At 65.3% G+C, this 25,960-nt stretch carries 23 protein-coding genes and 1 tRNA gene; 5 read left to right on the plus strand and 19 right to left on the minus strand.

The features are described from left to right. Positions 1 to 230: 230 nt before the first annotated feature. On the minus strand, positions 231 to 1,295 hold the full coding sequence (locus tag LQG66_RS13720) for a YihY/virulence factor BrkB family protein (protein ID WP_231327776.1): 1,065 nt from the start codon (positions 1,293 to 1,295) through the stop codon (positions 231 to 233). A gap of 252 nt (positions 1,296 to 1,547) precedes the next feature. On the opposite strand from LQG66_RS13720, the gene LQG66_RS13725 reads away from it, so the two are divergent. Beyond that, positions 1,548 to 1,793 (plus strand): DUF3551 domain-containing protein, encoded by a 246-nt coding sequence (locus LQG66_RS13725; RefSeq protein WP_231326748.1) that lies wholly within the window; start codon positions 1,548 to 1,550, stop codon positions 1,791 to 1,793. A 70-nt stretch (positions 1,794 to 1,863) separates the two neighbouring features. Here LQG66_RS13725 and LQG66_RS13730 read toward each other — a convergent pair whose 3' ends face one another. The 7 genes from LQG66_RS13730 to LQG66_RS13760 all read right to left on the minus strand — a co-directional run bounded on the left by LQG66_RS13730 (position 1,864) and on the right by LQG66_RS13760 (position 8,872). Then, entirely contained in the window at positions 1,864 to 2,379 is a 516-nt protein-coding gene (locus tag LQG66_RS13730; RefSeq protein WP_231326749.1) for a GNAT family N-acetyltransferase, read from the minus strand. A 38-nt stretch (positions 2,380 to 2,417) separates the two neighbouring features. Continuing rightward, positions 2,418 to 2,690, minus strand: a complete 273-nt coding sequence (locus LQG66_RS13735) for a hypothetical protein (protein ID WP_231326750.1) — start codon at positions 2,688 to 2,690, stop codon at positions 2,418 to 2,420. An 87-nt stretch (positions 2,691 to 2,777) separates the two neighbouring features. Continuing rightward, complete coding sequence (locus LQG66_RS13740; RefSeq protein WP_231326751.1) at positions 2,778 to 4,178, minus strand: serine hydrolase domain-containing protein; 1,401 nt, start codon at positions 4,176 to 4,178, stop codon at positions 2,778 to 2,780. Positions 4,179 to 4,268: 90 nt separating this feature from the next. Further along, complete coding sequence (locus LQG66_RS13745; RefSeq protein ID WP_231326752.1) at positions 4,269 to 5,393, minus strand: AraC family transcriptional regulator; 1,125 nt, start codon at positions 5,391 to 5,393, stop codon at positions 4,269 to 4,271. 154 nt (positions 5,394 to 5,547) lie between these two features. Beyond that, a complete protein-coding gene (locus LQG66_RS13750) occupies positions 5,548 to 7,218 on the minus strand; it encodes an FAD-dependent oxidoreductase (protein ID WP_231326753.1) in 1,671 nt (556 codons plus the stop codon). A 66-nt stretch (positions 7,219 to 7,284) separates the two neighbouring features. Then, positions 7,285 to 7,794 carry a MarR family winged helix-turn-helix transcriptional regulator gene (locus LQG66_RS13755; protein ID WP_231327777.1) on the minus strand — a complete coding sequence of 170 codons (510 nt, stop codon included), beginning with the start codon at positions 7,792 to 7,794 and terminating at the stop codon, positions 7,285 to 7,287. A 97-nt stretch (positions 7,795 to 7,891) separates the two neighbouring features. Further along, a complete protein-coding gene (locus LQG66_RS13760) occupies positions 7,892 to 8,872 on the minus strand; it encodes a catalase family peroxidase (RefSeq protein WP_231326754.1) in 981 nt (326 codons plus the stop codon). A gap of 859 nt (positions 8,873 to 9,731) precedes the next feature. On the opposite strand from LQG66_RS13760, the gene LQG66_RS13765 reads away from it, so the two are divergent. Further along, on the plus strand, positions 9,732 to 11,678 hold the full coding sequence (locus tag LQG66_RS13765; RefSeq protein WP_231326755.1) for a sigma-54-dependent Fis family transcriptional regulator: 1,947 nt from the start codon (positions 9,732 to 9,734) through the stop codon (positions 11,676 to 11,678). 123 nt (positions 11,679 to 11,801) lie between these two features. On the opposite strand, the gene groEL is transcribed toward LQG66_RS13765, so the two are convergent. The 10 genes from groEL to LQG66_RS13815 form a co-directional block, all read right to left on the minus strand. Further along, the gene (gene groEL / locus LQG66_RS13770) at positions 11,802 to 13,430 is read right to left on the minus strand and encodes a molecular chaperone GroEL (protein ID WP_231326756.1); all 1,629 of its coding nucleotides are present in this window, start codon (positions 13,428 to 13,430) and stop codon (positions 11,802 to 11,804) included. 76 nt (positions 13,431 to 13,506) lie between these two features. After that, positions 13,507 to 14,295, minus strand: a complete 789-nt coding sequence (locus LQG66_RS13775) for a metal-sulfur cluster assembly factor (RefSeq protein ID WP_231326757.1) — start codon at positions 14,293 to 14,295, stop codon at positions 13,507 to 13,509. A gap of 5 nt (positions 14,296 to 14,300) precedes the next feature. Continuing rightward, entirely contained in the window at positions 14,301 to 15,338 is a 1,038-nt protein-coding gene (locus LQG66_RS13780) for an amidohydrolase family protein (RefSeq protein WP_231326758.1), read from the minus strand. A gap of 108 nt (positions 15,339 to 15,446) precedes the next feature. Further along, entirely contained in the window at positions 15,447 to 15,803 is a 357-nt protein-coding gene (locus LQG66_RS13785; RefSeq protein ID WP_231326759.1) for an MmoB/DmpM family protein, read from the minus strand. Positions 15,804 to 15,839: 36 nt separating this feature from the next. Then, complete coding sequence (locus LQG66_RS13790) at positions 15,840 to 16,937, minus strand: aromatic/alkene monooxygenase hydroxylase subunit beta (RefSeq protein ID WP_231326760.1); 1,098 nt, start codon at positions 16,935 to 16,937, stop codon at positions 15,840 to 15,842. A gap of 48 nt (positions 16,938 to 16,985) precedes the next feature. Further along, entirely contained in the window at positions 16,986 to 18,050 is a 1,065-nt protein-coding gene (locus tag LQG66_RS13795; RefSeq protein WP_231326761.1) for an NADH:ubiquinone reductase (Na(+)-transporting) subunit F, read from the minus strand. Between the two features lie 72 nt (positions 18,051 to 18,122). Then, positions 18,123 to 19,793 (minus strand): aromatic/alkene/methane monooxygenase hydroxylase/oxygenase subunit alpha, encoded by a 1,671-nt coding sequence (locus LQG66_RS13800; RefSeq protein WP_231326762.1) that lies wholly within the window; start codon positions 19,791 to 19,793, stop codon positions 18,123 to 18,125. A gap of 168 nt (positions 19,794 to 19,961) precedes the next feature. Next, on the minus strand, positions 19,962 to 20,261 hold the full coding sequence (locus LQG66_RS13805) for a hypothetical protein (RefSeq protein ID WP_231326763.1): 300 nt from the start codon (positions 20,259 to 20,261) through the stop codon (positions 19,962 to 19,964). After that, positions 20,261 to 20,602 carry a hypothetical protein gene (locus tag LQG66_RS13810; RefSeq protein ID WP_231326764.1) on the minus strand — a complete coding sequence of 114 codons (342 nt, stop codon included), beginning with the start codon at positions 20,600 to 20,602 and terminating at the stop codon, positions 20,261 to 20,263. The genes LQG66_RS13805 and LQG66_RS13810 overlap by 1 nt, the downstream gene beginning before the upstream one ends. 87 nt (positions 20,603 to 20,689) lie before the next feature. Continuing rightward, positions 20,690 to 21,733, minus strand: a complete 1,044-nt coding sequence (locus tag LQG66_RS13815) for an NAD(P)-dependent alcohol dehydrogenase (protein ID WP_231326765.1) — start codon at positions 21,731 to 21,733, stop codon at positions 20,690 to 20,692. Between the two features lie 337 nt (positions 21,734 to 22,070). Here LQG66_RS13815 and LQG66_RS13820 point away from each other — a divergent pair, with 337 nt between their 5' ends. After that, the gene (locus LQG66_RS13820) at positions 22,071 to 23,951 is read left to right on the plus strand and encodes a sigma-54-dependent Fis family transcriptional regulator (protein WP_231326766.1); all 1,881 of its coding nucleotides are present in this window, start codon (positions 22,071 to 22,073) and stop codon (positions 23,949 to 23,951) included. Positions 23,952 to 23,996: 45 nt separating this feature from the next. Continuing rightward, positions 23,997 to 24,437, plus strand: a complete 441-nt coding sequence (locus LQG66_RS13825) for an SseB family protein (RefSeq protein WP_231326767.1) — start codon at positions 23,997 to 23,999, stop codon at positions 24,435 to 24,437. Positions 24,438 to 24,646: 209 nt separating this feature from the next. Here LQG66_RS13825 and LQG66_RS13830 read toward each other — a convergent pair. Next, positions 24,647 to 24,723 (minus strand) — tRNA-Pro (locus tag LQG66_RS13830). Between the two features lie 228 nt (positions 24,724 to 24,951). Between LQG66_RS13830 and LQG66_RS13835 the strand changes: the two genes are divergently transcribed. Beyond that, positions 24,952 to 25,953 carry an L-threonylcarbamoyladenylate synthase gene (locus tag LQG66_RS13835; RefSeq protein ID WP_231326768.1) on the plus strand — a complete coding sequence of 334 codons (1,002 nt, stop codon included), beginning with the start codon at positions 24,952 to 24,954 and terminating at the stop codon, positions 25,951 to 25,953. The last annotated feature ends 7 nt before the right edge of the window (positions 25,954 to 25,960 follow it).

A 25,960-nucleotide genomic window follows, 5' to 3' on the forward strand; every position in this document is an offset into this window, starting at 1 on the left:
GGACGAACGGTAATCAGTCATCGCCCGCGGACACGGCGGGCTCGCAAGTCACCGGGCGTTACGGCCGGCTGGAAAAGGAACACAATGAATCCGCCTCGGGTTCCCGAGGAACCCGGTCTGGCGAGAGGTCCCAAGGACCTCGTTCTGAAAACATAAATGGCAGTTCAGGGAACCAGTGGCTTCGTCCTGCTGGCCGCCGCCGGCAACCGCCCGATCGGATACCGTCGAGATCAGCCGGCGCGGCCGACGGTGCCGGCCATGGTGGCCCCTCGTGCGCCCAGCGGCATCTCGCGGCCGGTCGTGGTGTCGCGCGGGGTCTGGAGCTCGAGCTCCGCATCGAGCTCACCGCCGATCAGGATCACGATGGCCGAGATCCAGATCCAGGTCATGAAGCCGACGGCCGCGCCGAGCGAGCCATAGGTCGCGTTGAAGTTGCCGAAATTGGCCGCATACCAGGAGAACAGCGCCGATCCCGCGAGCCATAGCGCGGCCGCGAGCGCACTGCCCCAGCTGATCCAGCGCCATTTCGGCTCGTCGCGGTCAGGTCCATAGCGATAGATGAGCGCAAGCCCGAACGAGACGCAGACGAAGATCGCGGGCCAGCGTCCGACGCGCAGGACGAGATCGGCGGCATCGGACATGCCGACGTAGTTCAGCAGGACCGGAAGCACGACGAGCGCACCAATCGCAAAAAGCACGAACAGAATCGCCCCGGCCGTGAACAGCAGCGACATTGCGTTCAGCTTGAAGAAGCCGCGCGTCTCGCGCGCGCGATAGACCACGTTGAGCGTATCGAACAGCGATTTCATGGCCGCGTTCGCGCTCCACAAGGAGATCGCGAGGCTGACCAGGAAGGTGAGGCCGAGCGCCTGGCCGCCCTTTGCGGAGACACGTGTCAGCTGGTCCCGCGCGATGTCGATGGCGCCGCCGGGCAACAGGCCATCGAGCTGCTCCAGATGCCCGGTGATCCGGGCAGGATCGGAAAACAGGCCGTAGATGGCGACCAGCGCGGCCAGGGCCGGAAAGATCGCGAGCAGCGTATAGAACGTCATGCCGGCGGCCATCGCGACGATCCTGTGCTCGGTCACGTTCCCATAGACGCGAAACAGCACGTCTCTCCAGCCACGCGCAGGAATGTCGGGCGGAGACTCGGCAAGCCGGCCGCGGCCGTTATTGTCGGCAGCGCTGACCTGCCGTCCGCCGGCGGCTTGCGCGCGGGGCGGTTGATCCAGATATTGGATCAGGACAGCCAGTCCGAGCAGACCCAGCAGGGCACCGGTGCCCGTTGCATGCAGCCCGCCGGACTTAGGAGCGGCCTTCGGACTGCTGTCGTCTGATTTGTTCGATCGGCGAAACATGGCCTCGTCCATCACTGTCGCGTGAAGCAACCGGACGAGTCGAGGAATGTTCCGGCCTCTGGTAAAGCCCGTGCAAAGCATGAACGCGATGGCGGCCTGGCGACACCCACAGTTGATGGAGCGCGCGAGGAACGCGTCCGGGCGAGCCTGCGTTGCGACTGCACCATTCACCGCAAGGAGACACGATTCATGCGCCACTTGTTGTTTGCTTCACTCGCCGCGGCAGCCGTTCTCGCCAGCTTCGGCGCGAGTTCGCCCGCTGCCGCCGCGCAGGACCGCTTCTGCTTGCAGGGCCGGATATGGGGCTATCCCGGCAACTGCCAGTTCACGACCTACCGGCAGTGCCAGGCCGCCGCCTCCGGCACCGACGCCGGCTGCGGAATCAACCCGGCCTATGCCTACGCGCGCCAGCCCGGCCCCTATCGCCGCTACTGATGGGGCGACGGCGTCATCGGGCTCATGACGATCCGCACCGGACCGGCACCCCGCTCCCGTGCGGCGCGGCTCAGGCGGCGCCAACCTCACGCACCATCAGCCGTGCGCGGCTGTCGTAGCTGCTGAGCTTGGGGCGCAGCTCCGGCAGGTCGACGATGTCGAAGCCGTAGCTCTGCCAGAACCGCACGGAGTCGTTGACCGCGACCAGCGACACCGTGCCGAGACCGCTTTCGGCGGCATGGCGGAGCAACTGCCTCACGATCGCGTCGGCCGCACCGCTGCCGCGCGCCTCAGGCAGCAGCGCGAGATCGTGGATGTAGTAGGTCGACGCGCGCTCGGGCAAGCGGCCGATCAGGGCGTTCAGCGGCGGCGGCTGGCCGAGATGCCAGGGATGGCTGACGACATAGCCGCTGATGGCGCCGCCGATACCGTCCCGGCGCGCAGCGTCGAGCACGCGGCAGCCATCGGGGTAAAGCTCCAGCCGCTCTGCCGGAACGCTCGCGTCTTCGGGATAGAAGGGGTGGACCTTGGCGGCGATCGCGTCCACCGCCGCGAGGTCAGCGGTGGTCATCGCCCGCCAGCGCATGCCGTCCGCTCGCGCTGACCGGTGGCCCGCGTGCTCGTTCACCGGGCGAGCGCCATCCAGCGTTCGGTCGCCGACACGGCCGCCGGCCACAGCGCATCGACCGGCTGTCCACGATGCAGCGCCTTGCCGACCTCGCAGATCGACAGGAACGCCGCAGCGCGCGCTTCGTCCAGCTCGAGCGAGTGATCAAAACTCTCGCTCCGCACCAGCCCCATCAGGCCGTTCAGCGTCTGCAGCGCGCTCTCCGGCGCCGCCCCTTCCGCCGACTTCAGCGCCGCGAATACCTCTCGCGCCTTGTCCGATTCCGTCACCGCAGCCTCTCGTTCCAACGAGCCGAAAACTAGCAAGGCCGCCACGGCTCCGCAATGCACGCCCCACCATTGCGACCGCCCCCCATCTCACCGCGCTGACGTCGCAGGGCTCGGCTCCGCCGCGCGCTCGGGCGGCACTGACGCCGTCAATGCACCGTAGACCAGACGGTTGATCCCGGCCGGCAGCAGCGCCTTGCTGCCCGGCGTGGCCTGGATCATCTGCAGGCCGATCAGTTGCTCCGCCGGATCGATCCAGAAATAGGTGCCCCAGTGGCCCGCCCAGGAGAAACTTCCGACCCCGCCCGGCACCCAGCTGGACACGGGATTGGTCCGGATCGCGAAGCCGAGCCCGAACGTCGTGCCCGCGCGAGCGCCGACCTCGTCACCGCCGAAGATACGAACAGTCTCGGGCAGCGCGTTGGTCGTCATCTCCTTCACCGCCTGCGGACTGAGCACGCGCACGCCGTCGAGTTCGCCGCCATTCAACAGCATCTGGCAGAAGCGGAGATAGTCGGGCGCGGTCGACACCAGGCCGCCGCCGCCGGCAAACAGCTTCGGCGGCGTCGTGACGTCCCAGATCGGCGGCCGTTCCGGCATCGGCGCGTCGACGAGACGGTCGAGCCTCTCCTTCGGCACGAAGAAGCCGGTGTCGACCATGCGCAGCGGCTCGAAGATGCGCGCGCGCAGGAACTGATCGAGCGGCTGACCGGACGCGACTTCGATGACCCGGCCCAGCACGTCGACGCTCCAGCCATATTCATGGACCTCGCCGGGCTGATGGGCGAGCGGCAGGCTTGCGAGGCTCGCCACGAAATCCGCCAGCGTCCGGTCGCGGCGGTACACGGCCTTCCAGCCATAGAGCATGTGGATCATCCGGATGCCGGCATCGGCATCCGGGTCGGCGAGGCCGCCTGCCGGATAGGCGAAATCCAGTTCGGAGTAGATGAGACCGGAGGTGTGGCGCAGCAGGTCGCGCACCGTCATCGCGCGCTTCGGCGCCTCCAACCCATATTCCGTCCGGCCGGACGCGTCCGTCCTGCGGACCCCGACCTGCATCTCCGCGAGCTCGGGCAGATAACGGGCGACCGGGGCATCGAGGTCGAGCCGGCCGTCATCGACCAGGATCATGGCCGCAACGCTGGTCACGGGCTTGGACATCGAGGCGATCCAGAAGATCGAGTTGATCTGCATCGGGACCGTCCTGGCGCGGTCCTGAAATCCGATGGCCTGCAGATAAGCGAGCTTGCCGGCCTTGGCGACGACAACGACGGCGCCAGGAACGAGACCCTCGGATGGCGGGAAGGCCTCGAAGCGCGCCTGATACCACGGCGCGATCCGCGCCAATCGCGCCGCCGAGAAACCGAGCGGGTCCGGATCGGCGACCTGGGCCAGATCGTCGGAGGCTGCCGGTCCGGCGAGGGACAAGAGCAGGATGAGCGCAGAGGCCAGCCGCGGCAGGCGCATCGGCCGGGAGGTACGGGGGATCATCGATGTCTCCAGGGGTCAGGCAGCGGAGGCTGCATCGCCCGAGACTGCATCGGAGTCCCTGTCCCCGGCTCGCCGAACTCCGGGATTCAGCTAGCCGATTTTTCGATCAGCCGCCGCCGGCACCTCGGACGACGGCACGTCGCGGACCGTTCTCCGGTATTCGGTCGGCGTCTGGCCGGTCGCGGCCTTGAAGGCGCGGTTGAACGGACCGAGCGACTGGAAGCCGGCATCCATCGCGATCGTCAGCACCGGGACGTCGCGCTGGCTTGGATCCGCCAGCGCCGCCTTGGCCTCGGCGAGCCGGTGGTGATTGATGAAGGCATTGAAGTTGCGATAGCCCAGGCCCTCATTGATGGCGCGCCGCAGCTGCTCCTCGGTCACCGCGAGCCGGGCGGCGAGCACGCCGATGGTGAGCCGCTCCTGCCGGAAGATGCGCTCCTGCGTCATCAACTGATCGAGGCGCTTCAGCAGCAGCTGATCGGCGCCTTGGGGAGCGCTTCGCGGCGCAGGCGCGGCCGCCGGTGCCGCTTCGCGCCGCGGCAGCACGGCCGCAGCCGCGCCGACGGGCGCGACCTGCAGCAGGCTCCACGCCGCCATCGCTGCGAGCGCGCATAGTCCAGCGGCGCGGATCGTGTCGATCGCGGCCGGCGTGATGACGCGCGCGCCGAGACCCGAGCCGTAGATGGCATCAACCGCGATGAACAGCACGCTGCCGAGCAGGACCACGACGCGCAGGCGCGGCCGGCCCGCCACCAGATCACCGCGCCACGTCGCCATCGATTGCGCGGCAGCCAGCACCGCAAGTCCGAGGCCAGCGATTTGTACGGCTTTGTCGGCAAGGTCGGCGACCGGGTCGAGCCGTGACCACACGACGGGGCCATAGGCGCTCAGCAGCTCGCCTGCAACGAACAGCGCCCACAGCGCCGCATGCCGGGCGCGCAGGATGAAGTCATCGTCGAAGACGACCCTTGCCCACAGCCAGAACACGACGGCATTGCCGGCGGCCAGCGCCAGCACGGGGACGCGCCAGACAATCCCGGAATGCCCGAATCCCGGCACCGAATTGACCGATGCCGCGGCGGCACCGAGCAGGACCGCCGCGGTCAACTGCCCGATCCGGGTCCGGCGGCGCTCGCGCCAGGTCAGGCCGGCGGTCAGCAGGAATAGTCCGCATGCAGCGCCGTGGGCGCCGAGCGCGACGGCCGGGAGGGACATGGTGCTCACGATACCGCGGCCTGCAGCATGGCCATGACGAGGGCCTCATTGTTCGCGCATCGCGTGCAGTGTTGGCAACGAGGGCGTCGGACTCAATTACGCCGGCGGCGTGCCGCCGTCAAAGCCGCGATCGGTGTACAGGCGCGATGCGGACCTACGCGTGCACCTCGTGACCGAGCGCCTGGGCCAGCACGCGTCCCAGCATGCCGGCCTGCGATGCGCTGCCGCGCCAGGCCACGATCTGATCGGGACGGATCAGCGCGAGATCCGCTTCGTAGAGATCGCGCAAGGCGCGCGGCAAGGTGATGACCTTCACGTCGGCGCACAACGGCCGCGCCGCGTCACGCAGCTGATCCTCATCAAAGTCGCAGCCTTCGCACCTCAGCAGGGTCCATTCGAATCCGAACCGGTCATACAACGAGACGCCCTGCTCCAGCCAGGCATGCGGCGCGCGGCCGCCGGGACAGGCGCTCGGCACGTAGACATTGGCGGCATCCGGCGGCGGTTGCGTGCCGTCGGAGACGATGATCGGCGAGCCGTCGTAGCGGCCGCCGAAGGTGATGCCGGGAATATTGAACTCGGCGCGCGCATGCTGGTCGAGATAGGCGCCGGCGATGCGCCGCGCCTCAGCGCCGGCCGCCGTCGCGTCCTCGATCTCGGGCACCGCGGCAAACAGGCCGAGCGAATCCGCAAAGCGGCGCGCATAGTCGGTATTGCGCAGCGCCACCGGGCGGCGCTCGGCCGCATAGCTGTCGAGCAAGGACACCGGACTGATACCCTTGACGACGTGAGCGAGCTTCCAGCCGAGATTGACGGCGTCCTCGATCGCGGTGTTGTAGCCGAGCCCGCCGGTCGGCGTGAACAGATGCGCCGCATCACCGCCGAGAAACACCCGGCCGCGTTGCATGCGATCGGCGACCAGCGCGTGGCCCGCGGTCCAGGTGAGATGCGACAGCACCTCGCACGGCACGGCTGCGCCGCAGGCGCGCTGAAACGCCGCCTTGGCGTCATCAGCGCTGATTGCGCTCTCGTCCTCGCCGGGCCGCAGCTGGGTGTGGAAGGCGAATTCGTCGCGCCCGTTCACCGCGGCCATGAAGGCACGGCGGTCGCGATTGAAGCAGACATACATCCAGGCCTTGGCGTGAGGAATGCTTTGGTAGAACTCCGGCGACCGGAGATACACGGCGAGCATGCGGCCGCCCATGAAGTCGCGCTGAACGCCGGTGGTCCCGCCATAGGAGATGCCGAGCGACTGGCGCACCAGCGAGCGCGGGCCGTCGGCACCGATCAGGAAATCCGCCGCGACCTGGAAGCGCGCGCCGTCGCTGAGGCGCTCGACCTCGGCCGTGATGCCGTCATCATTGGCGATATAGCCTGAAAGCCGATGACCGTAATGCAGCTGGATGCCCGCAAGCTGCTCTGCATGCCGGCGCAGGATCGCCTCGACGAATTTCTGCGACACCCGATGCGGCAGCTCGGCCGCGCTCCAGGAACCGGACAGGCCTTCCACGAGCTCCGTCGCGCGCGCCGCCGACGGCAGCTGGAAGCGTGCCAGCTCATAGCTCGTGTAGCGGGTGAAATAGGCGACGTCTGTCGGATAGTCGGCCGGAAGCCCCGCACGCCTGATCTCGTCGGCGAAACCCAGCCGGCGGTAATGCTCCATCGTCCGCGCCTGGGTCGCGTTGGCCTGTGGATTGAAGGCCGTGCCGGGTTTCTCGTCGATCAGCACGGCGGATACGCCGCGGCGGCCGAGCTCGTTGGCGAGCATCAGCCCGCACGGTCCGCCGCCCACGATCAGGACGGCGGCGGTCAGAGGTGTGGTCACGGCGCTTCTCCCCGGCGGCTGCCCGCCATAGTAGGGCGGCCCGGCCGAGATAGTCAAGTAACCTGACTATTTACCGCTGTCGCTTGTCCCGTCTGCAAGCGCATCGAACCTTGCTCCGTAAACCGAAAGCCCCTGCACGATCGCATCCATCGCGGCCTTGCCGAGCTCTGCGCGCATCTCGCGCTCGGCGACATCGACCGCATCGCGGAAGGCCTCCAGCCAGCTCAGGCCCGCCGGCGTGAACCTGACGAGGCGCGCGCGGCGGTCGCGCGGGTCGGCCCCGCGCGCGACGAGTCCCAGCTCTGAACATTGATCAACCAGCTCGCCCATCGCCTGCTTGCTCATCGAGGCCCGGCGCGCGAGCTCCGTCAGCCGCGTGCCTTCGACGTCGAGGTTGCGGGTAAGACCGACATGGGCGATGCGCGTCTCGCCGTGTCCGCTGGCCGCCATCAATTCGAGGACTCGGGACTCGAACCGGCGCACCGCATTGTTGAGCAGGCGACCGATATTGGCGTGACGCCACGCCGTCCCGGTTTGTCCCGCAGGCGGCGCCTTGCGTTGATATCGCGCGGTCATGTGGGAAGCCGCCTGCTCGGAGGTGGATAGGCCGACGGAATGGAGAACGAACGTGACAGTACTTTTTCCACCGTTTCGAGCGCGATGTCGCTGGCGGTCAGGGATTGCGCCGCGAAAACGATACAGCGTATGCACCGCCGCGGATATCGACCATTGGATCGTCGGACTGCTCGATTCCGTCGGTGAGCTGGCCAGGTAGAAACAGCAAGCTCTTCTGAACCTCGTCACTGTTCGGCACAGCCTTGTCGATTGTCAGGACTCCAAGTTCGACCACCTTGCGGCTCTCAGGCCAGGGTTTCGCCGGATCCTTCGTGGAATCTTCGGCAGCAGCAAGTTGCGCCTTGAAATGGAAGGTCACCGGGCCCTGCTTCAATCGCTCGGGCAGCTCGTTCATCAAGAAGTCTGGTGCCCGTTTCGCCGCGTCGGACTTCTCCAAATGAACGACCTTCTCCGGCAGCATCTGATAGCGGACGGCCTGTCGTTCTCCCGCCTTGTTGACGAACGTGAATGCGTTGATGCCGTAGTATTCTTCGTCGGCGAAGCTGTCCGGCGTGGCCACGGTGCCGAACGCCGCCGGAACCGAGGGATGGCTGGACACGAACTGTTCGAATTTCGTCGGCTTGGCCGCATTGGCAGGGCTCTCTGCCAGCGCCGTGAGCAGCTCCCGAAACTCTTCGCCCGTCGACACCGGGAAAAACTTGAGGGAATTGATGACGATGTCGGTGTCGCTGCCATCAGGCAGATGGAACTTCACTGCCACCCCGTGCGGATTGGCGTCGTCGGACCCATCCGGCAGGTTCGGGACGCCCGTGGAGTCTGAGAAGCGCGCCGTCACCGGGATCGCAGCGCCGCTGAAGAGAGCCGCTCGACTGAGCCCTGCGGCTTCCGGAGATGCTTTGAAGCTCCCCTCGACGACGATGCCCTTTGCGTGATTGGCCCGCATTCCGGGGTGTACCCCGAATACCTTGTTCATTGAATTTACGAGCTGTTCCTCAAGGGGTTGGCCTTGCGCCAGTACGGCGACGGGCAAGGTCAAACCAAGACCAACCAGTGCAGCAGCGAGTTTGCGGTTTGTCATTGGGGGTCCTCCTGTGATGCGCGATCAGTATAGCAGCGCGGCGCGCCGTGAGCGAGTTTCGTCTGCGGCTCCAGAGGCATTCCCAGCCTCGGCCGCGTCACGACGGCGTCTCGCGACGTTCCAGATGGGGCGCCGAATTCCGCAATGGGCAGCCATCTCAGGAGGCCAACTCGGGAGGTCATCGCTCCTGGTCCTCGTCGACAACCACGAGGATCGGCCGTGGGCCCGGAAAGCGGGCGACCAACCACGGGCAGTCAGCCGCGGCCTGAGTATTGAACCTTCCATTGGTCCGGGATCCGGAGACGGAAGAACGGTTTTTTCTCGGCGATTGGCTGGACTCTGAGTTGCTCCAGCATGCGACGGCTGCGGCGCCGCGCCATCAGGACAGAAACGAGGACGAGTGTAGTAGCCGGCTAATACGTCTCATCCATATACCGCATCGCACTGTCGTGGACGATGTCAGCGGCGATGGCGCAGAGAGCGGCGATAGCAATGCGGCCGGCGGCGCACGTCGAGACAGGCGCTGAAATTGACGTATGAGTGAGCCTCAACGCAATGAGTTCCGCTTTGCGCAATTGGCCGGCGCGTATAAGCTCAATCGTTACCAGCGTCGAGGAAGCGCTGGAACGTCGGGAAGTGAAACGCGAGCAAGGTGGGTGAAGGGCCGACTCCGTCCGCCCTCATCCTGCGCATGCGTGCAGATTTTCCGACATTTTGGAGGTCTTGGGTTCGAACGGCTCGGACGAGTCGATTGTTGCGGCGTGATCGGCGGTGCTGTTCGCCCCGATCGGGACTCCGCAGCCGGTGTTCGATCGCGGGACGTCTCGGTTGTGGGCATCGACGCGTCGGAGGAGCCGAAATGGACCAACGGGACGTACGGGCCGCATGGGAAAAATTCGTCGCGCGCGGCGCCTTGTCGGCCGAGCTGAGATCGACGGTGGCCGCGTCGTGGCAGCGCTCCAGGCAGCACTGCGTCACGGTCGATCGTGCGAAAGCGCCACTCGTCGCCGAGGCGGAATTGTTTCGCCAGCGCTCCAAGCATGCGTCGCTCCGCCATGCCGCGCGCTGCGCGCTGCAGAACTCGAAGACGTTCCTGAGCGACGCCGGCTCGATCATGATCCTCACCGATCCCACCGGCCTGATCGTCGACACCCAGGGCGATGCACGGGTCATCGACGCCGGCCGCACGGTGCATCTGGAGCACGGCGGACGCTGGAGCGAGGCTGATATCGGCACCAACGCCATCGGCACGGCGCTGGCTGAATCACGACCGGTCCAGATTCACGGCGCAGAGCATTTCTGCACCGAAGTCCAGCGCTGGACCTGCGCCGCGGTTCCGGTTCACGACCCGAGCGACGGCGAGCTGCTCGGCGTGGTCGACATCTCGGGTCCGGCCAGCACCTTCAACCCGCAGAGCCTGGCGCTGGCGGTGGCGGTCGGCCATCACGTCGAAAGCGTGCTTGCGCAGCTGGCCCGGCAGGACAAGGAGCAGCTGCTGTGCGACTTCATCGCCAAGCGGGCGTCATGGGCCACCGAGGAATGCATCCTGCTCGACCGGCGCGGCGCGATCCTCCATGCGACCGAGCGCGGGCTGCGCGCCATGAAGGACAACGGCCTCAACACCGATGGCGATGCGCCGACGCGCTTCCTGAAAACGGTCCAGTTCGAAGACTGGCCGGCCAAGCTCAGGGAGATCCTGCCCCATGCGAGCTTCGAGCTCGTCAAGAACGGCAGCACCGGTGTCGGCGCGATCGTAGTCATGCATGCGCGGCGCCGCGCAGCCGCGGATCGCAACGCCGTGACCGCGAAGGAGACGCGTGCGCGCGACGACGCCACCACGTCGGCTCCGTCGCGAAACCTGCAGGCACAGCCGTGCCGCCCGCCCACGAAGCCGGCCGGCAACAAGAGTCCCGGCTTCGTCGCCCAGGATCCGAACGTGCTAGCGATCGTGCGGCGCGTCGAGAGCGCGGCGGCGCGCAAGATGCCGATCCTGATCCGCGGTGAGACCGGCACCGGCAAGGAACAGCTGGCGCGCCACGCCCACGCCGCCAGCGGACGCGCCGGCGCGTTCGTTGCGGTCAATTGCGCCGCCCTCCCCGACAGCCTGATCGAGGCCGAGCTGTTCGGCTATGCCGACGGCGCCTTCACCGGCGCACGGCACGGCGGCGCCACGGGGCTGGTCAAGGAGGCCGATGGCGGCACGCTGTTTCTGGACGAGATCGGCGACATGCCGGTAGCGCTGCAGGGCGTGCTGCTGCGCCTGCTCGACGATTGGACCGTGCGGCCGGTCGGCGGCACCGCCTTCAAGGTCGACGTCTTCCTGGTGTCCGCGACCAATGCCGCGCTCGACAGGGCCATCGCCGAGGGGCGATTCCGCTCCGACCTGCTGTATCGCCTCAACACGCTCGAGGTCCGGCTGCCGCGGCTGCGCGAGCGCTGCGATTTCGACGCCATTGCGCGCCAGCTGCTGCGCAAGATCGATCCGGGCTGCGACATCACCGCGGCGGCGCTGGCGCGACTGGCGCCGAACCATTGGCACGGCAACATCCGCGAGCTCGGCAACATGCTGGCGCGGCTCACGCTCGGCGTCTCCAACGGGGTGATCGACGAGGCCTGCGTGGAGGCCATGATCGGCAAGGTGATCGGCCAGCCTCCGCCGCCGGCGCCTGGATCGCTCCAGGACGTCCAGCGCGCCCGCATCCTGATGGTCTACGCCGAAACCGCGGGCAATGTCAGCGAGACGGCGCGGCGTCTCGGCGTGTCCAGAAACACGATCTACCGCGCGCTCGGGCAGCCGCGGCCGTAGTCGGCGCGCAGGCCGGGAGCCGACACGGGTCGACAAGGCGATGGCATCGTGACGGCGCAATGCGTTCGCCGGGCGCGGACGCCCGGCTTCATGGCTCACCGGCAGCGCGTCGGCCGAACGGGGTCAAAGCCGCTCGGCGCCACCGCCCAGGGCCGGGCCGGCCGTCGGGTCGTAATCGTCCGGCTTCTTCGCGATCAACGTCTGCGTCGTCAGGATCAGGCCGGCGACGGAGGCGGCATTGCGCACCGCGCTGTAGCAGACCTTGACGGGATCGACGATGCCGGCCTTGACGAGATCGACGGATGCGCCGTTGCGCGCGTCGAGGCCATGACCGTTGGCGCCCTTCGCAACCTTGTTGACCTCCGCCTCGGCATCGAGGCCGGCATTCGACGCGATGTGGAACAGCGGACGGCTCAGCGCACGCTGCAACAGCTCGGCACCCTGCCTCACACTGCCGTCCAGCCCCTTGATCAGGTCGTCGAGCTTCGGCGCCGCCTTCAACAGCGCAAAGCCGCCGCCGGGGACGATGCCCTCCTCGATCGCGGCCCGCGTCGCATTGATCGCGTCCTCGATCAGCTGGGTCCTGCGCTTCTGTTCGACGGGGGTCGCTCCGCCCGCCAGGATCATCGCCGTGCCGCCGGACAGTTTGGCAATACGCTCCTGGAACTTGTCGCGCTCGATGTTCTCAGGCGCCGCATCATATTGCCGCATCACCTGCTCGCGGCGCGCAGCGATCTTGGCCGGATCGCCGGCGCCCGCCGTGATCAAGGTCTTGGAGGCGGAGATCCGCACCTGGCGGGCGGCTCCGAGATCCTGCAGCTCGGCCTTTTCCAGCCGGCCACCCAGATCGACCGAGATGACACGGCCGCCGGTGGTGATGGCGATATCCTCCAGCATCGCCTTGCGCCAATGGCCGAACTCCGGCGGATGGATCGCGGCGACCTTGAAGTTGCTCTTCTCGCGGCGCGCCAGCAGCTGCATGATCACGACCGGCGCAACTTCCTCGGCGATGATCAGCAACGGCCTGCCGCTCTTTTCGACCAGCGAGATCACGCCGGCCAATTGCTCGCCGCTCTGGATCTTGTGGTCCGTCATCAGGATGAACGGATTGTCGAGCACGACCTGCATCCGCTCCACATCCGTCACCATGTGGTGCGAGAGATAGCCGCGCTCGAACGCCATGCCTTCGACGACTTCGAGCGTCGTCTGGACGGTGCTGCCATATTCGACCGCGACGATCCCGTGCGTTCCGGCGCGCTCGAAGGCTTCTGCGACCATGTCGCCGAGCGCAGCATCGTTGGCCGCGATGCTCGCGACCGCCCGCACGCCCGCCGAGCCCTGCAGCGCCATCGCGGAGCGCTTCAGGTTCTTGATCGTCTCCGCCACCGCCAGCTCGAGGCCTTCCACCAATTCCACGGGATTGGCGCCGGCAGCGAGACACTTCAAGCCGTCCTGCACCAGCACGTCGGCCAGCACCGTGGCCGTGGTGGTGCCGTCGCCCGCAGTGTCGTTGGTTTGCTTCGAGACCTCGCGCAGCACCTGCGCGCCCATGTTTTCGAACGGGCATTCGAGCTCGATCTCGCTGGCGATGCTGACGCCGTCGCGCGACACGATCGGTGTACCGATCGGACGGTCCATGATCGCGTTCATTCCCTTCGGACCCAAGGTGCCGCGCACCGCCTTGGCAAGCTTGGCAACGCCCCGTCCCAATGCGGCCCGCGCCGCTTCGTCATGCAGCATGATCTTCGGCATGTCCTCAACCTCCCATTGGCCTGGTCGTTCGCCGCCGTTCCGGCCGGCGCGACTGTTGTTGTTGTCCCCCGGCCGATCAGGCCGAGACTCGTGCTTTCGGAACGAACGGCGTCTCGAGATCGAACCGCACCGACAGCAGACCGCGGCACAGCGCACTGTTGAATTCTGCGTTGACACCGACACGCCTCAGCCCCGAGACGTAGGCCGAAAATCCATCGGCCCGCAGCGGCGATCCCGCAGCATCGACGAAGGCCGGCACCTCATCACGGGCTGCTGCCACCACATCCCGCCTTGCGAGATAGCGCTGCCTCAGCCCGTCGCCCTCGTCGTCGACGGGAAGACCACACAGCTCCGCCAAGGTGAGGGCCGTGATCGTCTCCGGCGAATGTCCGATGCCGGTGAGATGATTGAGCAGCGCGACCTGGCGACGCTGGAACGCCTTGACGAGGAAGGTCCGGCGCAGATCTTCCAGGTCACCATCGGCCTCGACGCCGAACGTCTCCTGGAACGACAGGCCCTGCGCCAGCCCGGCATTGATCTTGTCGGCGTACATGTGCTCACCGAGCACCACGCTCACGCCTTCCACCCACTCCAGCGCGGTCACGGCGCGGCGCATGTCGTCCGCCATCAGGAACGAGAAGTTGGCGGCACACCAATAGGTCGGCAGCCGGAATTCGATGTGGACATGGTTGGTCGCGTCCACATCCGCTCTGGTGACGAAGTTGAGATCGACCACGGATTCGTCCAGCTCCGGATCCATGACGCCGTGCAGGCAGCCCCACAGCTCCGCCTGCCTCGCCTCGACCTGCCTCTGCTCGGCCTGCCGGTCTCGTTCCGGCAGGCTCCTTGCGATCCGCCCGCTCATGGCGCTCACGCCGGCACGGGTTCGGACAGATGCGCGTATCCGCCGCCGGCCCTGATCTTCTTCTTCTGGGCCTCGACATCGATGCCATAGAGCCGCGCCGCGTTGAGACCGAGAATCTTGGTCTTGTTCTCCAAGGTCAGCACCGAGCCGGTTTCCTTGGAAACGTCCTCCGGAATCTCGAACGCCATGAACTTGTCGATCAGCCATTTCGGCGTCCAGATGCCGTAATCGCTGCCATACAGGATCTTGTCCGGCCCGAGCCAGAACAGCAGCTCCGACATCACATGGGCGAAATAGCCGGGCCGCGAATGGATGAACGGCAACGCCACGGCGATCCCCGCATAGACGTTGGTCTCCTGGGTCGCGATCCAGCAGAAATCGTCCAGCCGCGGCAGCCCGCAATGCTCGACGATGAAATTCAGATCCTGGAACGAGGTCGCGACGTCGTCGATATCAGCGACATCGAACGCATCACGGTTCAACGGAATGATCGTCGGCCCCTTATGGACGTGAACGTTCTTGATGCCGAGCTTCTGCGCCGCCTCGAGGTATTTGTAGGAGTCCTTGTCGGACAGCTTGTAGCCCTTGGACTCGCCGCGCCATTCCGCCGTGTACAGCTTCACGCCCTGGAGCTTGTACTTCTCGGCCAGCGCGTGAAGATCCTCCAGGCCCTTGCTGCCGTCCCGCGGATCGAAGGCGCCATTGAGGATGAAGCGGTCCGGATGGCTCTTCTTCATCGCCGCGTTGCGTTCCGTCGTATTGAAGCCGTTCTTGTAGAAGTCGGTCAGATAGGTCGGCTGCAGAATCGCCATGTCATCATAGCCGGAGACGAACAGGTCATCGAACATCGTCTTGGCGTCATACTTCTCGAACTTCTCCTTCTCCCACTTCTCAGACGGCGGACTGAGATTGGAATGGTAGGCATAGAAGCATTCGATGAACTGCTTGCCGTGAATGTTCTTCTGGTTGGCCGGGCTGCCGTCCCAGAAATGGGTGTGCCCGTCGATCACGAAAATCTCTTCGCCCGTCGCCGTCCTGTACATCGCGTTTCTCCCGCTCCCAGGTTGAATGTTATGAGTCCCACCATTGATGGCGGAGCCAGGTTGGCCCGGACGGCGGCGAGGCCGGCCGGACGTCCTGCGCACCCCTGCTCAGACGATGTACTTCATCATCTCGTTCATGTCGCCGAACAGCATCACGGTGTTGTCGTCGATCATGACCATCCGGCCGTAATGCGTCGACGTCGAAATCTCGAACAGATACGGCGTCATCTCACGACCGAGCTCCTCCGAGATTTCGTCCATCTTGAATTCCATCTTGCCGATGCCGTCGATCCGGATCATCGCCGGCATGTAGGTCACCGTGATGTGGTCATGGCGGCTCATGACGTCGGCGATGGCGCGCGCCTCGACGCTGTCATTCATCGTAACCCCGCATTGATGGGACACCGTGTCCTCGAACGTGATGTCCTTCATCGATTTGAAAATGTTCTCGGCTTCGTGCATCATGGTTGCTCTCCTGACGGATTGAGTGAAAGGCGTCGGCTACGAGGCGAGACTGGCCGGGACCGTCAAGCCAAGCTCGGCAGCGATTCCCCTGATCCGATTCTTGGCCTGCGCCAGCGCCTCGCTGAACGACACGACCTTGACGCGCGGCTGCGACCAGATCGGCTGCAGTCGGTTGGCCGCGTCGAGCGCAAGCTCGGCGTGCTTGGCCAGCCACTTGTCGAACAGCGCGACGTTGTTCGCCGCATGCGTGGGGTCGGTGCCGAGGATGTGGAACAGCTCGACCGTGTTGGCGAGATTGCGCTCGTAATCCGCCTCCGCAGCCGACACCACCGCCGGCGTGATGAAGTCGTTCTGCGCCGAGGCGGCCTGCATCAGGAACCCGGACCGGAACAGCTCGCCGACCAACGGCTCGAACACCACGTTGGTGGCGAAATACTGCTCGAGATAGTCGTTCGATCCCATCACCGACTCGATCGACTTGCGCACGCCCTGCCAGATCGGATCCTCGAGCCAATGCTGCTTGCCGGCATTGACATCGAAGCCGGGAAGGTCGAGCGCGATCTCGCTCAGATAGAGCGTGATGTCCTGGGCGAAGCGCAGTTTGTAGGACGAGTTTGTCAGGATCGCATTGTTGACCATCTGGGTGTAGCCATAGCGCTGCGCCTGCATGGTCGACGTCCCCAGCCCGAACTCGGCATGCTTGTAGGCGCCGAGATGGTTCTGCAGGATCTTCACCCAGGCCGGGTCGAAGCGCGCCGGCGCACCGGACTTCCGGCCGTTCTCGATCGTGTTCTGCACCATGCCGCAGATCGTCGACTGCCGCTGATAATGCGTCCGCTCCCATTCCTGATCGACCGCACGGAACTTGTGCCAGTTGGAGCTCTTCGCCGCGGTCCAGTCCTTGCTGTAGGTCGGCGTTCCGTCGGGAAAGGAGATGATCCAGTCCTGCAGCAGATAGCGCTCCGGATCGGGCTGGACATCGACCGTCATGTCCTCGTAGTGGGTCGCCTTGCGTCCCTTGGGCTCGAAATAATTGTACTTGCGGCTATCGGAGCCAGGAAACACGGCGGATCCTGCCGCCCCCGATTTGACGACTTCCGGCTCCGCAATGGCTCTGCCTACTTGTGCGCTCATGATGACCTCCCTCTTTTGCTCTTGTGTTGCGACGATTTCCGAACGCCGTCATCGCACCGCCGGCGTAAACTTGTCGAAATAGATGTGGTCCGGCTCGACACCGTTGACCTGCAGGATCGGCAGCACGGCATCGATCATCGGCGTCGGACCGCAGGCATAGGCGTCGATCGTCCCCGCCAGGCCTTCCTGGCGAAGGTGGCGCGCGACGACCTCGTGCACGAAGCCGGTCTCGCCGTCCCAATGGTCGTCGGCGGTGGCATGCGACAGCGCCGGCACGAACCTGAAATCCGCGAGTTGCCCGCCGATCGCCGCCAGCTCGTCGAGGTAGAACAGATCGGCGCGCGTCCTGGCGCCGTAGAAGAACCTGATCGGCCGCTGCTCGCGGCTCGCAATGTGATCGGCCAGGATCGACCACAGCGGCGACATTCCCGATCCGCCGCCAATCAGCAGCATCGGGCCGGGTCGCTCCTCGCGCCGAAAGCACGTGCCATAGGGCCCCTTCGCCGTCACCACATCGCCGACGCCAAGACCGCCGTCGAGTTGGGATGAAAACGCCCCATTCGGATATGTCTTGATGATGAAGCTGAGCCGCGCGCCCTCGCCCGGCGCATTCGCCATCGAGAATGCGCGGGTGATGCGGCCGTCGTCGATCGTCAGGTCGACATACTGGCCGGCCCAGAACTTCATCGGCTTGTCGATGTCGATCTCCAGCAGACGGATGTCCGATGTCAGCGCCGTGATCGCCGCGACCCGTCCGCGAAACGTCTTGACCGCGATCGATCGCCTGAGCAGATCCTCGTCATAGTTCAGCAGCTCGAAACTGACGTCGCTATAGGCGTGCGTCCGGCACAGCAGCACATGCCCGTTTTCGCTCTCATAGTCCGGCAGCGCGAAGGTCGAGTATTTCATGAGCTCGATGTCGCCGTCGACGAGCTTCGACTTGCAGCTTCCGCACTGGCCTTCCTTGCAACCATGCATCAGCGAGATGCCCTGGCGAAACGCCGCATCGAGCACGGTCTCGCCTTCCTCCACTTCCATCTCGATTCCGACGGGCTCGAAACGAACCTTGTGAACCTGCACGTCCGTCATGACAGCCCCTCTACCAACCGACATCGACAACCTCCCCGACACACGCAAGCTGATGATCGCAGGGAGCCGGCGAACCGGCCCCCTGCCGCCGCATCGTCAGTGGCAAGGATTGATCGTGAAGCCCTTGCGATAGTCGGCGACCGCGACCTCCCGCTCGATCGGCGAGAGCGCGCGGAAGCCGCGCAGCGGGCTGCCAAGCTGATGGCCGCGCACGTCATCGAGCGTCCACATGTCCTTGGCGTCGAACCGCAGATGCGGCTGGGCGGTCAGGGTCTTGCCGTCCGGACGGACGAAGCCGAGATCCTTGATGGCGTCGGCAATGTCCCAGCCGTGATAGCAGTCCTCCCATTCGCGGCGACCGCTGAAGCGGCCCATCGCCGGCGTCGCACGGCCTTCATACTCGGCGGCGAACGCCACCTTGTGGGTCCAGCGGCACCCTTCCGAGCAATAGGTGTACATCTTGCCGTCGACCTCGTCGCAGACGAAGTCTTCGCGGATCAGGCACGGCACCATGCAGCTCCAGCACCGATGCGGGTACACGTAGCCCACGTCGCTGTTGAAGAGAATGTTGGTCTCGCCCGGCACGCTCAGCTTCGCATACCACTTCCAGAAGTCGCCGAACTCGGCGTACCAGCCCGGATATTTGTGCTCGAACCACTCGAAGTCCTTCTCGGTCTGGGCCTCGATGCGCCAGAAGTTCGCCGACCAGCCGACCGCGAAGAACTGCGCGGTCTTGTGGACGTAGTTCTTCTTGACGATCCGGTCCCAGGCGGCGGCGACGTCATCGTGGTGGATCTTGATGCCGTACTTCTCCAGCGGTAGCATGTAAGTGCGATAATAGTCTTCGTAGATCCAGCGGTGCCAGAGCTCCGCATAGGATTCCTTGTTCTTGTCGCGGTTGGTGGTGCCGTATTCGATGAAGGTGCCGATCGCGGCGTCGACGATCGCGTGGTTCTGCCAGAACGCGTATTTCAGGTCTCGCTCGAGCAACTGGTGGTTCGACGGATCGTTGATCATCGCCATCAGCATCGAGTGGCCGTTGCCGATGTGGCGCGATTCGTCGGACTGCACCGAGAGGAACACGGTCGGCAGCGCGTAGTCGCCGTTGCGGGCCGCCTCCGACGGCATCGCCACAAACAGCGTGTTGGTGAAGGCGGTCTCGGCGACCACCGTGAGGTAGACGTTGGCCGCGGTGATCGCATCACCGGTCAGGAAACCCTCGGCGAACTGGCGCCCGATGGTGGTGGCGTAGCATTTGCCGAACGCGGCCTCGGTGATGTCGAACCCGGCCGGATCGATGTAGTTCTCCATGTACCACTTCTTGAGATTCATCTGGATCGTCGAATGCCGGAACTCGTCGACCATCTGCATCGTGAAGCCGGTACGCAGCTCCTCACCCGGCGCCAGCCGGCCGACCATCGCCATCGACCGGGCCGCCGAGATCTCCGGGAACGGGATGATGGCCAGGAACAGCTTCATCCACTCGACCCAGCGCGGCTCGACGTTGCGGAACATGTCGCCACGCAACGCCGCGTCCAGCGCGCCGTAGACGCGGTTGTCCTTCTCTTCCTGCATCGGGAAGTACGATCGCAGGACCTGCTTCATCGGATCGCGCGGTGTCTTTGAAATCTTGTAGTCGGTCGGGAACGTCATCGCTTCCTGGACGTAGCTCGGCGTCCAGCCGAGATCCGCGACGCGATTGGCTGCCTCGGCAATCGTTATGCCCTTCTGGGCGGTAATCTTATTGAGCGTCAGACTTGCAGACATTTCCTTCTCCTTTGAACGTTGCACCAGTTTTCTGCATTCAGGCTTTGATCGTTCGATCGCGGCAGCGGCGACAAGCAGCGCTTCCGCGACGTCTCCTGCAAATTCACGTCTGCCCATCAACTTTGAGGTCCGAAAATTGACTTTGACTCCCGCAATGGATTTGGCATTTCAGACCGGCTTGGCCGCGTTCGCTGCCCCGCCGGCTCCCGCGCCGCGGTTGACCAGAGGCCGGCCTTCCGCGACGAACTTCGCCGCCAGCACCAGCGTGCCGATGGCAAACTCACTGCCGTGTCGCGCAATCATCGCCTCGGCGATCTCACCGACCTGGGCGAAGAAGGCATCCTTCGACCGGTCGTCCTCGCCCTGCTCGGCTTGCAGAGGCGGTGTCGGGCCGAGAACGGGCGGCACCGCCGAGACGGGTGCGCCGGACTTCTTCCAATTGAGCCTGCTCATGTCGACCTTGCTCATCATGCGTGTCCCGTGCGTTTGTGGTCGTCGTCGGTGGGCGTGCTGTCGAATTCCAACAGAGCATGGTTGAGCCACTCACGCTCGGCGACGAGCCGCGCGTGCTCGTCGCGTAGCTTGCCGAGACGATCGACGACCCTGTCGAACTCGTCCTGCGCGGCGCTGCCACCCGCCGCGCGCGCGACGTCGCGCCGCGCGCACTCCAGCTCGATTTCGGCGCCGCCGCGCGCGCTCTCATTCCTGAGCTGCATCTCGTTGTTGCGGATGATGCCCTCGATCAGCTTGTGCCGGGCAATCATCCGATCGCGCGCCAGCTGCAATTGGGCAGCTTCGTCGGCGGTCATCTGTGGCCCGCGCTCGCTGGATTTCGTCACCCGAGTTACTCTCGTTCGATGATTGGGATCGACGCCGAGCATCTGGCCGCGCACGCGTTACGGGATCAGGACGGCACGTCCGTGGATGCGCCCATGATGCAGATCATGGAGCGCATCATTGGCCTCACTGAGCCGGTATTCCCTGGTGTGGAGATTGACGAGGCCGCGGTCGGCCAGCGCCATCAGCTCGACCAGCTCGGCATAGGTTCCGACCAGATTGCCGACGATGGTCTTCTCCGTCGTGATCATGTCGATGGTCGGCAGATCGATCTTGCCGCCGTAACCTACGATGTAATAGGAGCCGCCATTCGCGGTCATCGCGAGGCCCTTGGCGATGGCATCGCCCTCACCGACGAAGTCGATGACGGCTTCCGCACCACGACCGCCGGTCAGCGCCAGCACCGCCTCGACCTCGCCGCCATCGGCCTTCACGAGGTGATGCGCACCGCAGTCCTTGGCGAGCTCGAGCGACTTGTCGGAGCGATCGACGACGATGATCTCCGCCGCGCACAGCGCTGCGAGAACCTGGATGCCGATATGGCCGAGGCCGCCGGCGCCGATCACCACGGCATACTCGCCAGGCAGCAGATGGCGCGACGCCTTCTTGGCCGCGCGATAGGCCGTCAGGCCGGCATCCGTATAGGGAGCGACGTCCTTCGGCGCCAGCGACTTCGGCAGCTTGATCAGGGAGCGTTGGCCCGTGAGCAGATATTCCGCGTAGCCGCCATTGGCGTTGATGCCGGGGAAGGAACTGTCGAGCGCGTGCATGTCGTTGCCGCGTCGGCACGCCAGGCAATGGCCACTGGTCACGAGCGGGTGACAGATGACGCTGTCCCCGATCTTGACGCCTTCGACACCGGGACCGACGGCCTCGACCCAGCCCGCATTCTCGTGACCCATGATATAAGGAAGCTTGACGTCGACCTTGCTGCGCCAGATTCCTTCAACGATGTGCAGATCGGTGCGGCAGACGCCGGCACCGCCGATGCGCACGATGACGTCCATCGGGCGCGAGATCTTCGGATTGGTGACCTCTTCGTATCTGACGAACTCCTTCGCCGTTAGCTTTTCATCGAATGCATGGAGAACCGCGGCCTTCATTGAACTCCCCCGGATTTTTTTGTTTTGACGTCAACTGGCGTACGTATCGTTGACCATGGGTTGAGCAAGAGCTATGCCAGCGAGCTAACAACCTGATATTTCGTACGTTCTCACAGGCCTCGAATTCGTTGTTCGGTCCGTCGCGGATCAATGCTGATTGCACAACTGTTCCGGGACGGAACACTTTCGCGATGCAAAGACGGCCTTCGCCGTTGCGCGCCAAATTTGGCTTCTCGTTCGATTGCTCTATGATGAGCAAAGCAGCACCACATAACGAACAATCAAACGGCTGCGACGACGGGGATGCTGCCAAGCCCTCAGAGCGGGAGGATGGACGATGCTGCCTGCCAGCCGGCGCGTCGATGGCGCGTGGATGAAGCTCGACGATCAGGGCCATCCACCGGCCGATCTGTTGTCTGCCGACATCTACGACAGTTGGATGCGCTGCATCACACTCGGCCTCGATGCCCTACGGCCGCCCTCGCCCGAATTCATCGACTCCGCGTTGCTGCGGCAGGAACAGCAGCGCTGTTCGCTGGTACGCGGCCTCGCCCTTGCCGAGATGCACACGCTGCATCAGCAGATCGCCGGCTCCAATTTCATGATCGCCTTTGCGACCGCGGAAGGCCTGCTGCTCGACATCATCTCCGACTCCAGCTTCAGCGATGCATCGGATGCAGCCTGCATCCGTGCCGGATCGATCTGGACCGAGAATATCTGCGGCACGAATGGCCTCGGCACCGCCGCCTACCTCAAGCGGCCGATTGTCGTGCACGGACGCGAGCATTTCTTTGCCCGTTACAACAATCTGACATGCGTAGCGGCCCCGATCTTCGCACCCGATGGCGAGGTGGCCGGCATCCTCGACGCATCGTCCGACTGCATGTCGCGCCAGGCCCACACCCAGGCGCTGGTCGCGATGGCCGCGACCCAGATCGAGAACGGGCTGTTCCGCGAACAACATCGCGGCAATATCCTGATCGCCTTCCACAATCGCGGCGAATACCTGCACACGCTCAGCGCCGGCCTGCTGGCCGTCGACAACGACGGCCAGATCCTCGCCGCAAATCGCGCCGCGCGAGTTTTGCTTCATGGCCTGCCGGCCTCCGCAGGCCGCCGCTTTGGCGATGTGTTCCGCGCCAGATTCAGTGATTTCGTCGACGAGGGCCGGCGCAAGGAGCGCCAGCGGCTCGAGGATGATGTCGGCAGCCAGTTCGTGGCGACGATCGAGAACACCCGGCAGTTCCCGATGACGCATCGCGTGCTGATGCCGCGGCCGTCCCCGCCGAAGGACACCGCCGCACCGTTCGTCTCCGCCGATCCGAGAATCGCGGCCATCGTGCAGCGCGTCGCGGTCGCCGCGGCGCGCAAGATGCCGATCCTCATTCGCGGCGAGACCGGCACCGGCAAGGAGCAGATGGCGCGGCACGCGCATGCGGCGAGCCGTCGGACGGGATCGTTCGTAGCTGTCAACTGCGCAGCCCTTCCCGACAGCCTGATCGAGGCCGAGCTGTTCGGCTATACGGAAGGCGCCTTCACGGGCGCCAGAAAGGGCGGCTCGGCGGGCCTGTTCAAGGAAGCCGATGGCGGCACCCTGTTCCTCGACGAGATCGGCGACATGCCCGTGACCTTGCAGGCGGTGCTGTTGCGCTTCCTCGATGACTGGACCGTGCGGCCGGTCGGAGGCAGCAAGCGCGAGGTCGACGTTCTCCTGGTCTCGGCCACCAACGCCAATCTCGCCGACGCGATCGCCAGGGGCCGGTTCAGATCCGACCTCCTGTTTCGCCTGAACACGCTCGAGGTGACGCTGCTGCCGCTACGCGAACGCACCGATTTCGTCGAGATCGCACGCCATCTGCTGCAAAAGATCGATCCGTCGATCGAGTTGTCCCAGGCGGCCATTGATCGGCTGGCCCAGCTGGACTGGGACGGCAATATCCGGGAGTTGCGCAATGTTCTGGCCCGGCTTTCGCTCAACGAGACCGGCCAAGGGGTCGACGCCGACGCAGTCGAAGCCGTCGTCGGCGCCCTGCGCCGTGCGCAACCGGTCCACAGGACGCCGACCAGCGACGGCCTTCAGACCGATCTGCACGAGATCCAGCGCGCACATGTGCTGAGCGCCTTTGCTGAAACCGGAAACAACATCAGCAAGACCGCCCGGCGGCTCGGCATCTCCCGCAACACCGTCTATCGCGCCCTTCGTGACAAACAGAGCTGACGAGCAACCTTGGAATGGACCGAGGCCGTCAATGGGAGAGGTACGATGTTCGAACCGGAAAACAGTCTCGAAGCACTGATGCAGGCGGCCGGAAAGGATCCCGCTGTCGCCCCGATATTCTACCGCGCGCTGCTCGACAGCGAGATCTATGTCCTGACGCCGGAGGCGGCCGTGAAGGCCGGCGGGCAGCGGTCCCTGGAACGCCAGGAAAGGATCAACGTCGCGACCGTCGAGTTCCAGGGCCTGACCTGGCTTCCGGCGTTTACGTCCAAGAAGCGCATCTCCGACTACGTGAAGGAGCAGGAAGCCTGCCTCGGCGCAGCAGCCCGCAACCTGTTCGACATGCTGCCCAATGCCAACTTCTGGTTCAATCCCTTGTCCGAGTGCCAGAAGCCGATGCCCGCCAGCGAGATCGCGCTTCTGATGAATGGGAAGATTTTCGAAACACTGCAGAAGGCGGCTGTGACCCAGCACGACCGTCCGTGATCCGAGGCGCCTCATCTCGGTGAGCGGTGGTCCAGACCCCGGTCCAGCCGCATCACCGAATAGCGACGTCGACGCCTTCCAGGGGGGCTCGCGGCCTCGACGTAGTGTCGCGTTGTCCAGCTAAGGGCGCACATGGCCAACAGCCGATCAGTTTCGCTGGGCATCCATGGCGCCGGCGGGAAAGGCAAAGGTCTAAGTGCTTGAAAAAATGGTCGGAGCGGCAGGATTCGAACCTGCGACCCCTGCGTCCCGAACGCAGTGCTCTACCGGGCTGAGCCACGCTCCGACTTTGGGAAGCCGGCTTATAGCCTCGGGTCTCTGTCTCCGCAAGGCGCAGCAGGCAGGAAATCGCATCGAAATCGCCGATCGTCCGGAGATGGGTTAACTCGTTGAGGCCACGGCGCTTTACGCGGCGCCCGGAGCGGACGCAGTTGCGCGGATCATTTGCGCGCTTCATTCGCACGCTGCCGCCCGCTATAGCCGAGCGCATAAAGCCGCCATAACCACGCCGATCATGTCGCCGCCCGAGACACCTGCGCTGAACACCCGGATCCTGCCTGCCGACGTGACCGGAATTGCTGACGGTGCGGCGACGTTCGCACGCGGCGGACTGGTCGCGTTCCCGACCGAAACCGTCTACGGCCTCGGCGCCGACGCCGCCAATGCCGCGGCGATCGCACGCCTCTACCAGGCCAAGGGCCGTCCGGCCTTCAACCCGCTGATCGCCCATGTCGCCGATGTCGCCGCCGCGCGGCGGATCGGGTGCTTCGATGCCACGGCCGAGCGTCTGGCCGCAGCGTTCTGGCCGGGACCGCTGACTTTGGTGGTGCCGCAGGCCGCCGGCTGCACGGTCGCGGATCTCGCCACGGCCGGCCTGGACACGGTGGCTATCCGCATTCCCTCGCATCCGACCGCGCGGGCGCTGCTCGCGGCGTTCGGCGGTGCCGTGGTGGCGCCCTCGGCCAACATCTCCGGCCACGTGTCGCCGACCACGGCAGCACATGTCGCGGCCGATCTCGCGGGCCGAATCGATCTGATCCTGGACGGCGGCCCTGTCGAGGTCGGCGTCGAATCGACCATCGTCGGCTGCTTCGACGAGCCCACGCTGCTGCGCCCGGGCGGCATTCCGAGCGAGGCGATCGAGGCGGTGCTCGGGCGCCCGCTGGCGAGGCCCGCCGCCGCAGAAGCCCAAGCACCGGAGCAGCCGCTGGCGCCGGGCATGCTGGCCTCGCACTATGCGCCGCGCGCCAGCGTGCGCCTCGACGCCACGGACGTCGCGCCCGGCGAGGCCCTGCTCGCCTTCGGACCCGTGACCTTGCCTGGCACCGCCAACGCCACCGCGATCCTGAACCTGTCCCCCACCGGCGATCCGGCGGAGGCGGCGATGCATCTTTTCGGCTATCTTCGCAGCCTCGATGCCAAGGGAGCGCGCAGCATCGCCGTGATGCCGATCCCGAACGACGGATTGGGCGAGGCCATCAACGACCGGCTGCGCCGCGCCGCCGCGCCGAGATAACACTGGA

Source organism: Bradyrhizobium ontarionense (assembly GCF_021088345.1).
Classification (GTDB): Bacteria; Pseudomonadota; Alphaproteobacteria; order Rhizobiales; family Xanthobacteraceae; genus Bradyrhizobium; species Bradyrhizobium ontarionense.

Excerpts from the sequence above, each read along its gene's own strand:
- LQG66_RS13725 (WP_231326748.1), top strand. The coding sequence starts at position 1,548 with ATGCGCCACTTGTTGTTTGCTTCACTCGCCGCGGCAGCCGTTCTCGCC.
- LQG66_RS13730 (WP_231326749.1), bottom strand. The coding sequence starts at position 2,379 with ATGCGCTGGCGGGCGATGACCACCGCTGACCTCGCGGCGGTGGACGCG.
- LQG66_RS13740 (WP_231326751.1), bottom strand. The coding sequence starts at position 4,178 with ATGATCCCCCGTACCTCCCGGCCGATGCGCCTGCCGCGGCTGGCCTCT.
- LQG66_RS13745 (WP_231326752.1), bottom strand. The coding sequence starts at position 5,393 with ATGTCCCTCCCGGCCGTCGCGCTCGGCGCCCACGGCGCTGCATGCGGA.
- LQG66_RS13755 (WP_231327777.1), bottom strand. The coding sequence starts at position 7,794 with ATGACCGCGCGATATCAACGCAAGGCGCCGCCTGCGGGACAAACCGGG.
- LQG66_RS13760 (WP_231326754.1), bottom strand. The coding sequence starts at position 8,872 with ATGACAAACCGCAAACTCGCTGCTGCACTGGTTGGTCTTGGTTTGACC.
- LQG66_RS13765 (WP_231326755.1), top strand. The coding sequence starts at position 9,732 with ATGGACCAACGGGACGTACGGGCCGCATGGGAAAAATTCGTCGCGCGC.
- groEL (WP_231326756.1), bottom strand. The coding sequence starts at position 13,430 with ATGCCGAAGATCATGCTGCATGACGAAGCGGCGCGGGCCGCATTGGGA.
- LQG66_RS13775 (WP_231326757.1), bottom strand. The coding sequence starts at position 14,295 with ATGAGCGGGCGGATCGCAAGGAGCCTGCCGGAACGAGACCGGCAGGCC.
- LQG66_RS13780 (WP_231326758.1), bottom strand. The coding sequence starts at position 15,338 with ATGTACAGGACGGCGACGGGCGAAGAGATTTTCGTGATCGACGGGCAC.
- LQG66_RS13785 (WP_231326759.1), bottom strand. The coding sequence starts at position 15,803 with ATGATGCACGAAGCCGAGAACATTTTCAAATCGATGAAGGACATCACG.
- LQG66_RS13790 (WP_231326760.1), bottom strand. The coding sequence starts at position 16,937 with ATGAGCGCACAAGTAGGCAGAGCCATTGCGGAGCCGGAAGTCGTCAAA.
- LQG66_RS13795 (WP_231326761.1), bottom strand. The coding sequence starts at position 18,050 with ATGTCGGTTGGTAGAGGGGCTGTCATGACGGACGTGCAGGTTCACAAG.
- LQG66_RS13800 (WP_231326762.1), bottom strand. The coding sequence starts at position 19,793 with ATGTCTGCAAGTCTGACGCTCAATAAGATTACCGCCCAGAAGGGCATA.
- LQG66_RS13805 (WP_231326763.1), bottom strand. The coding sequence starts at position 20,261 with ATGAGCAAGGTCGACATGAGCAGGCTCAATTGGAAGAAGTCCGGCGCA.
- LQG66_RS13810 (WP_231326764.1), bottom strand. The coding sequence starts at position 20,602 with ATGACCGCCGACGAAGCTGCCCAATTGCAGCTGGCGCGCGATCGGATG.
- LQG66_RS13815 (WP_231326765.1), bottom strand. The coding sequence starts at position 21,733 with ATGAAGGCCGCGGTTCTCCATGCATTCGATGAAAAGCTAACGGCGAAG.
- LQG66_RS13820 (WP_231326766.1), top strand. The coding sequence starts at position 22,071 with ATGCTGCCTGCCAGCCGGCGCGTCGATGGCGCGTGGATGAAGCTCGAC.
- LQG66_RS13825 (WP_231326767.1), top strand. The coding sequence starts at position 23,997 with ATGTTCGAACCGGAAAACAGTCTCGAAGCACTGATGCAGGCGGCCGGA.
- LQG66_RS13835 (WP_231326768.1), top strand. The coding sequence starts at position 24,952 with ATGTCGCCGCCCGAGACACCTGCGCTGAACACCCGGATCCTGCCTGCC.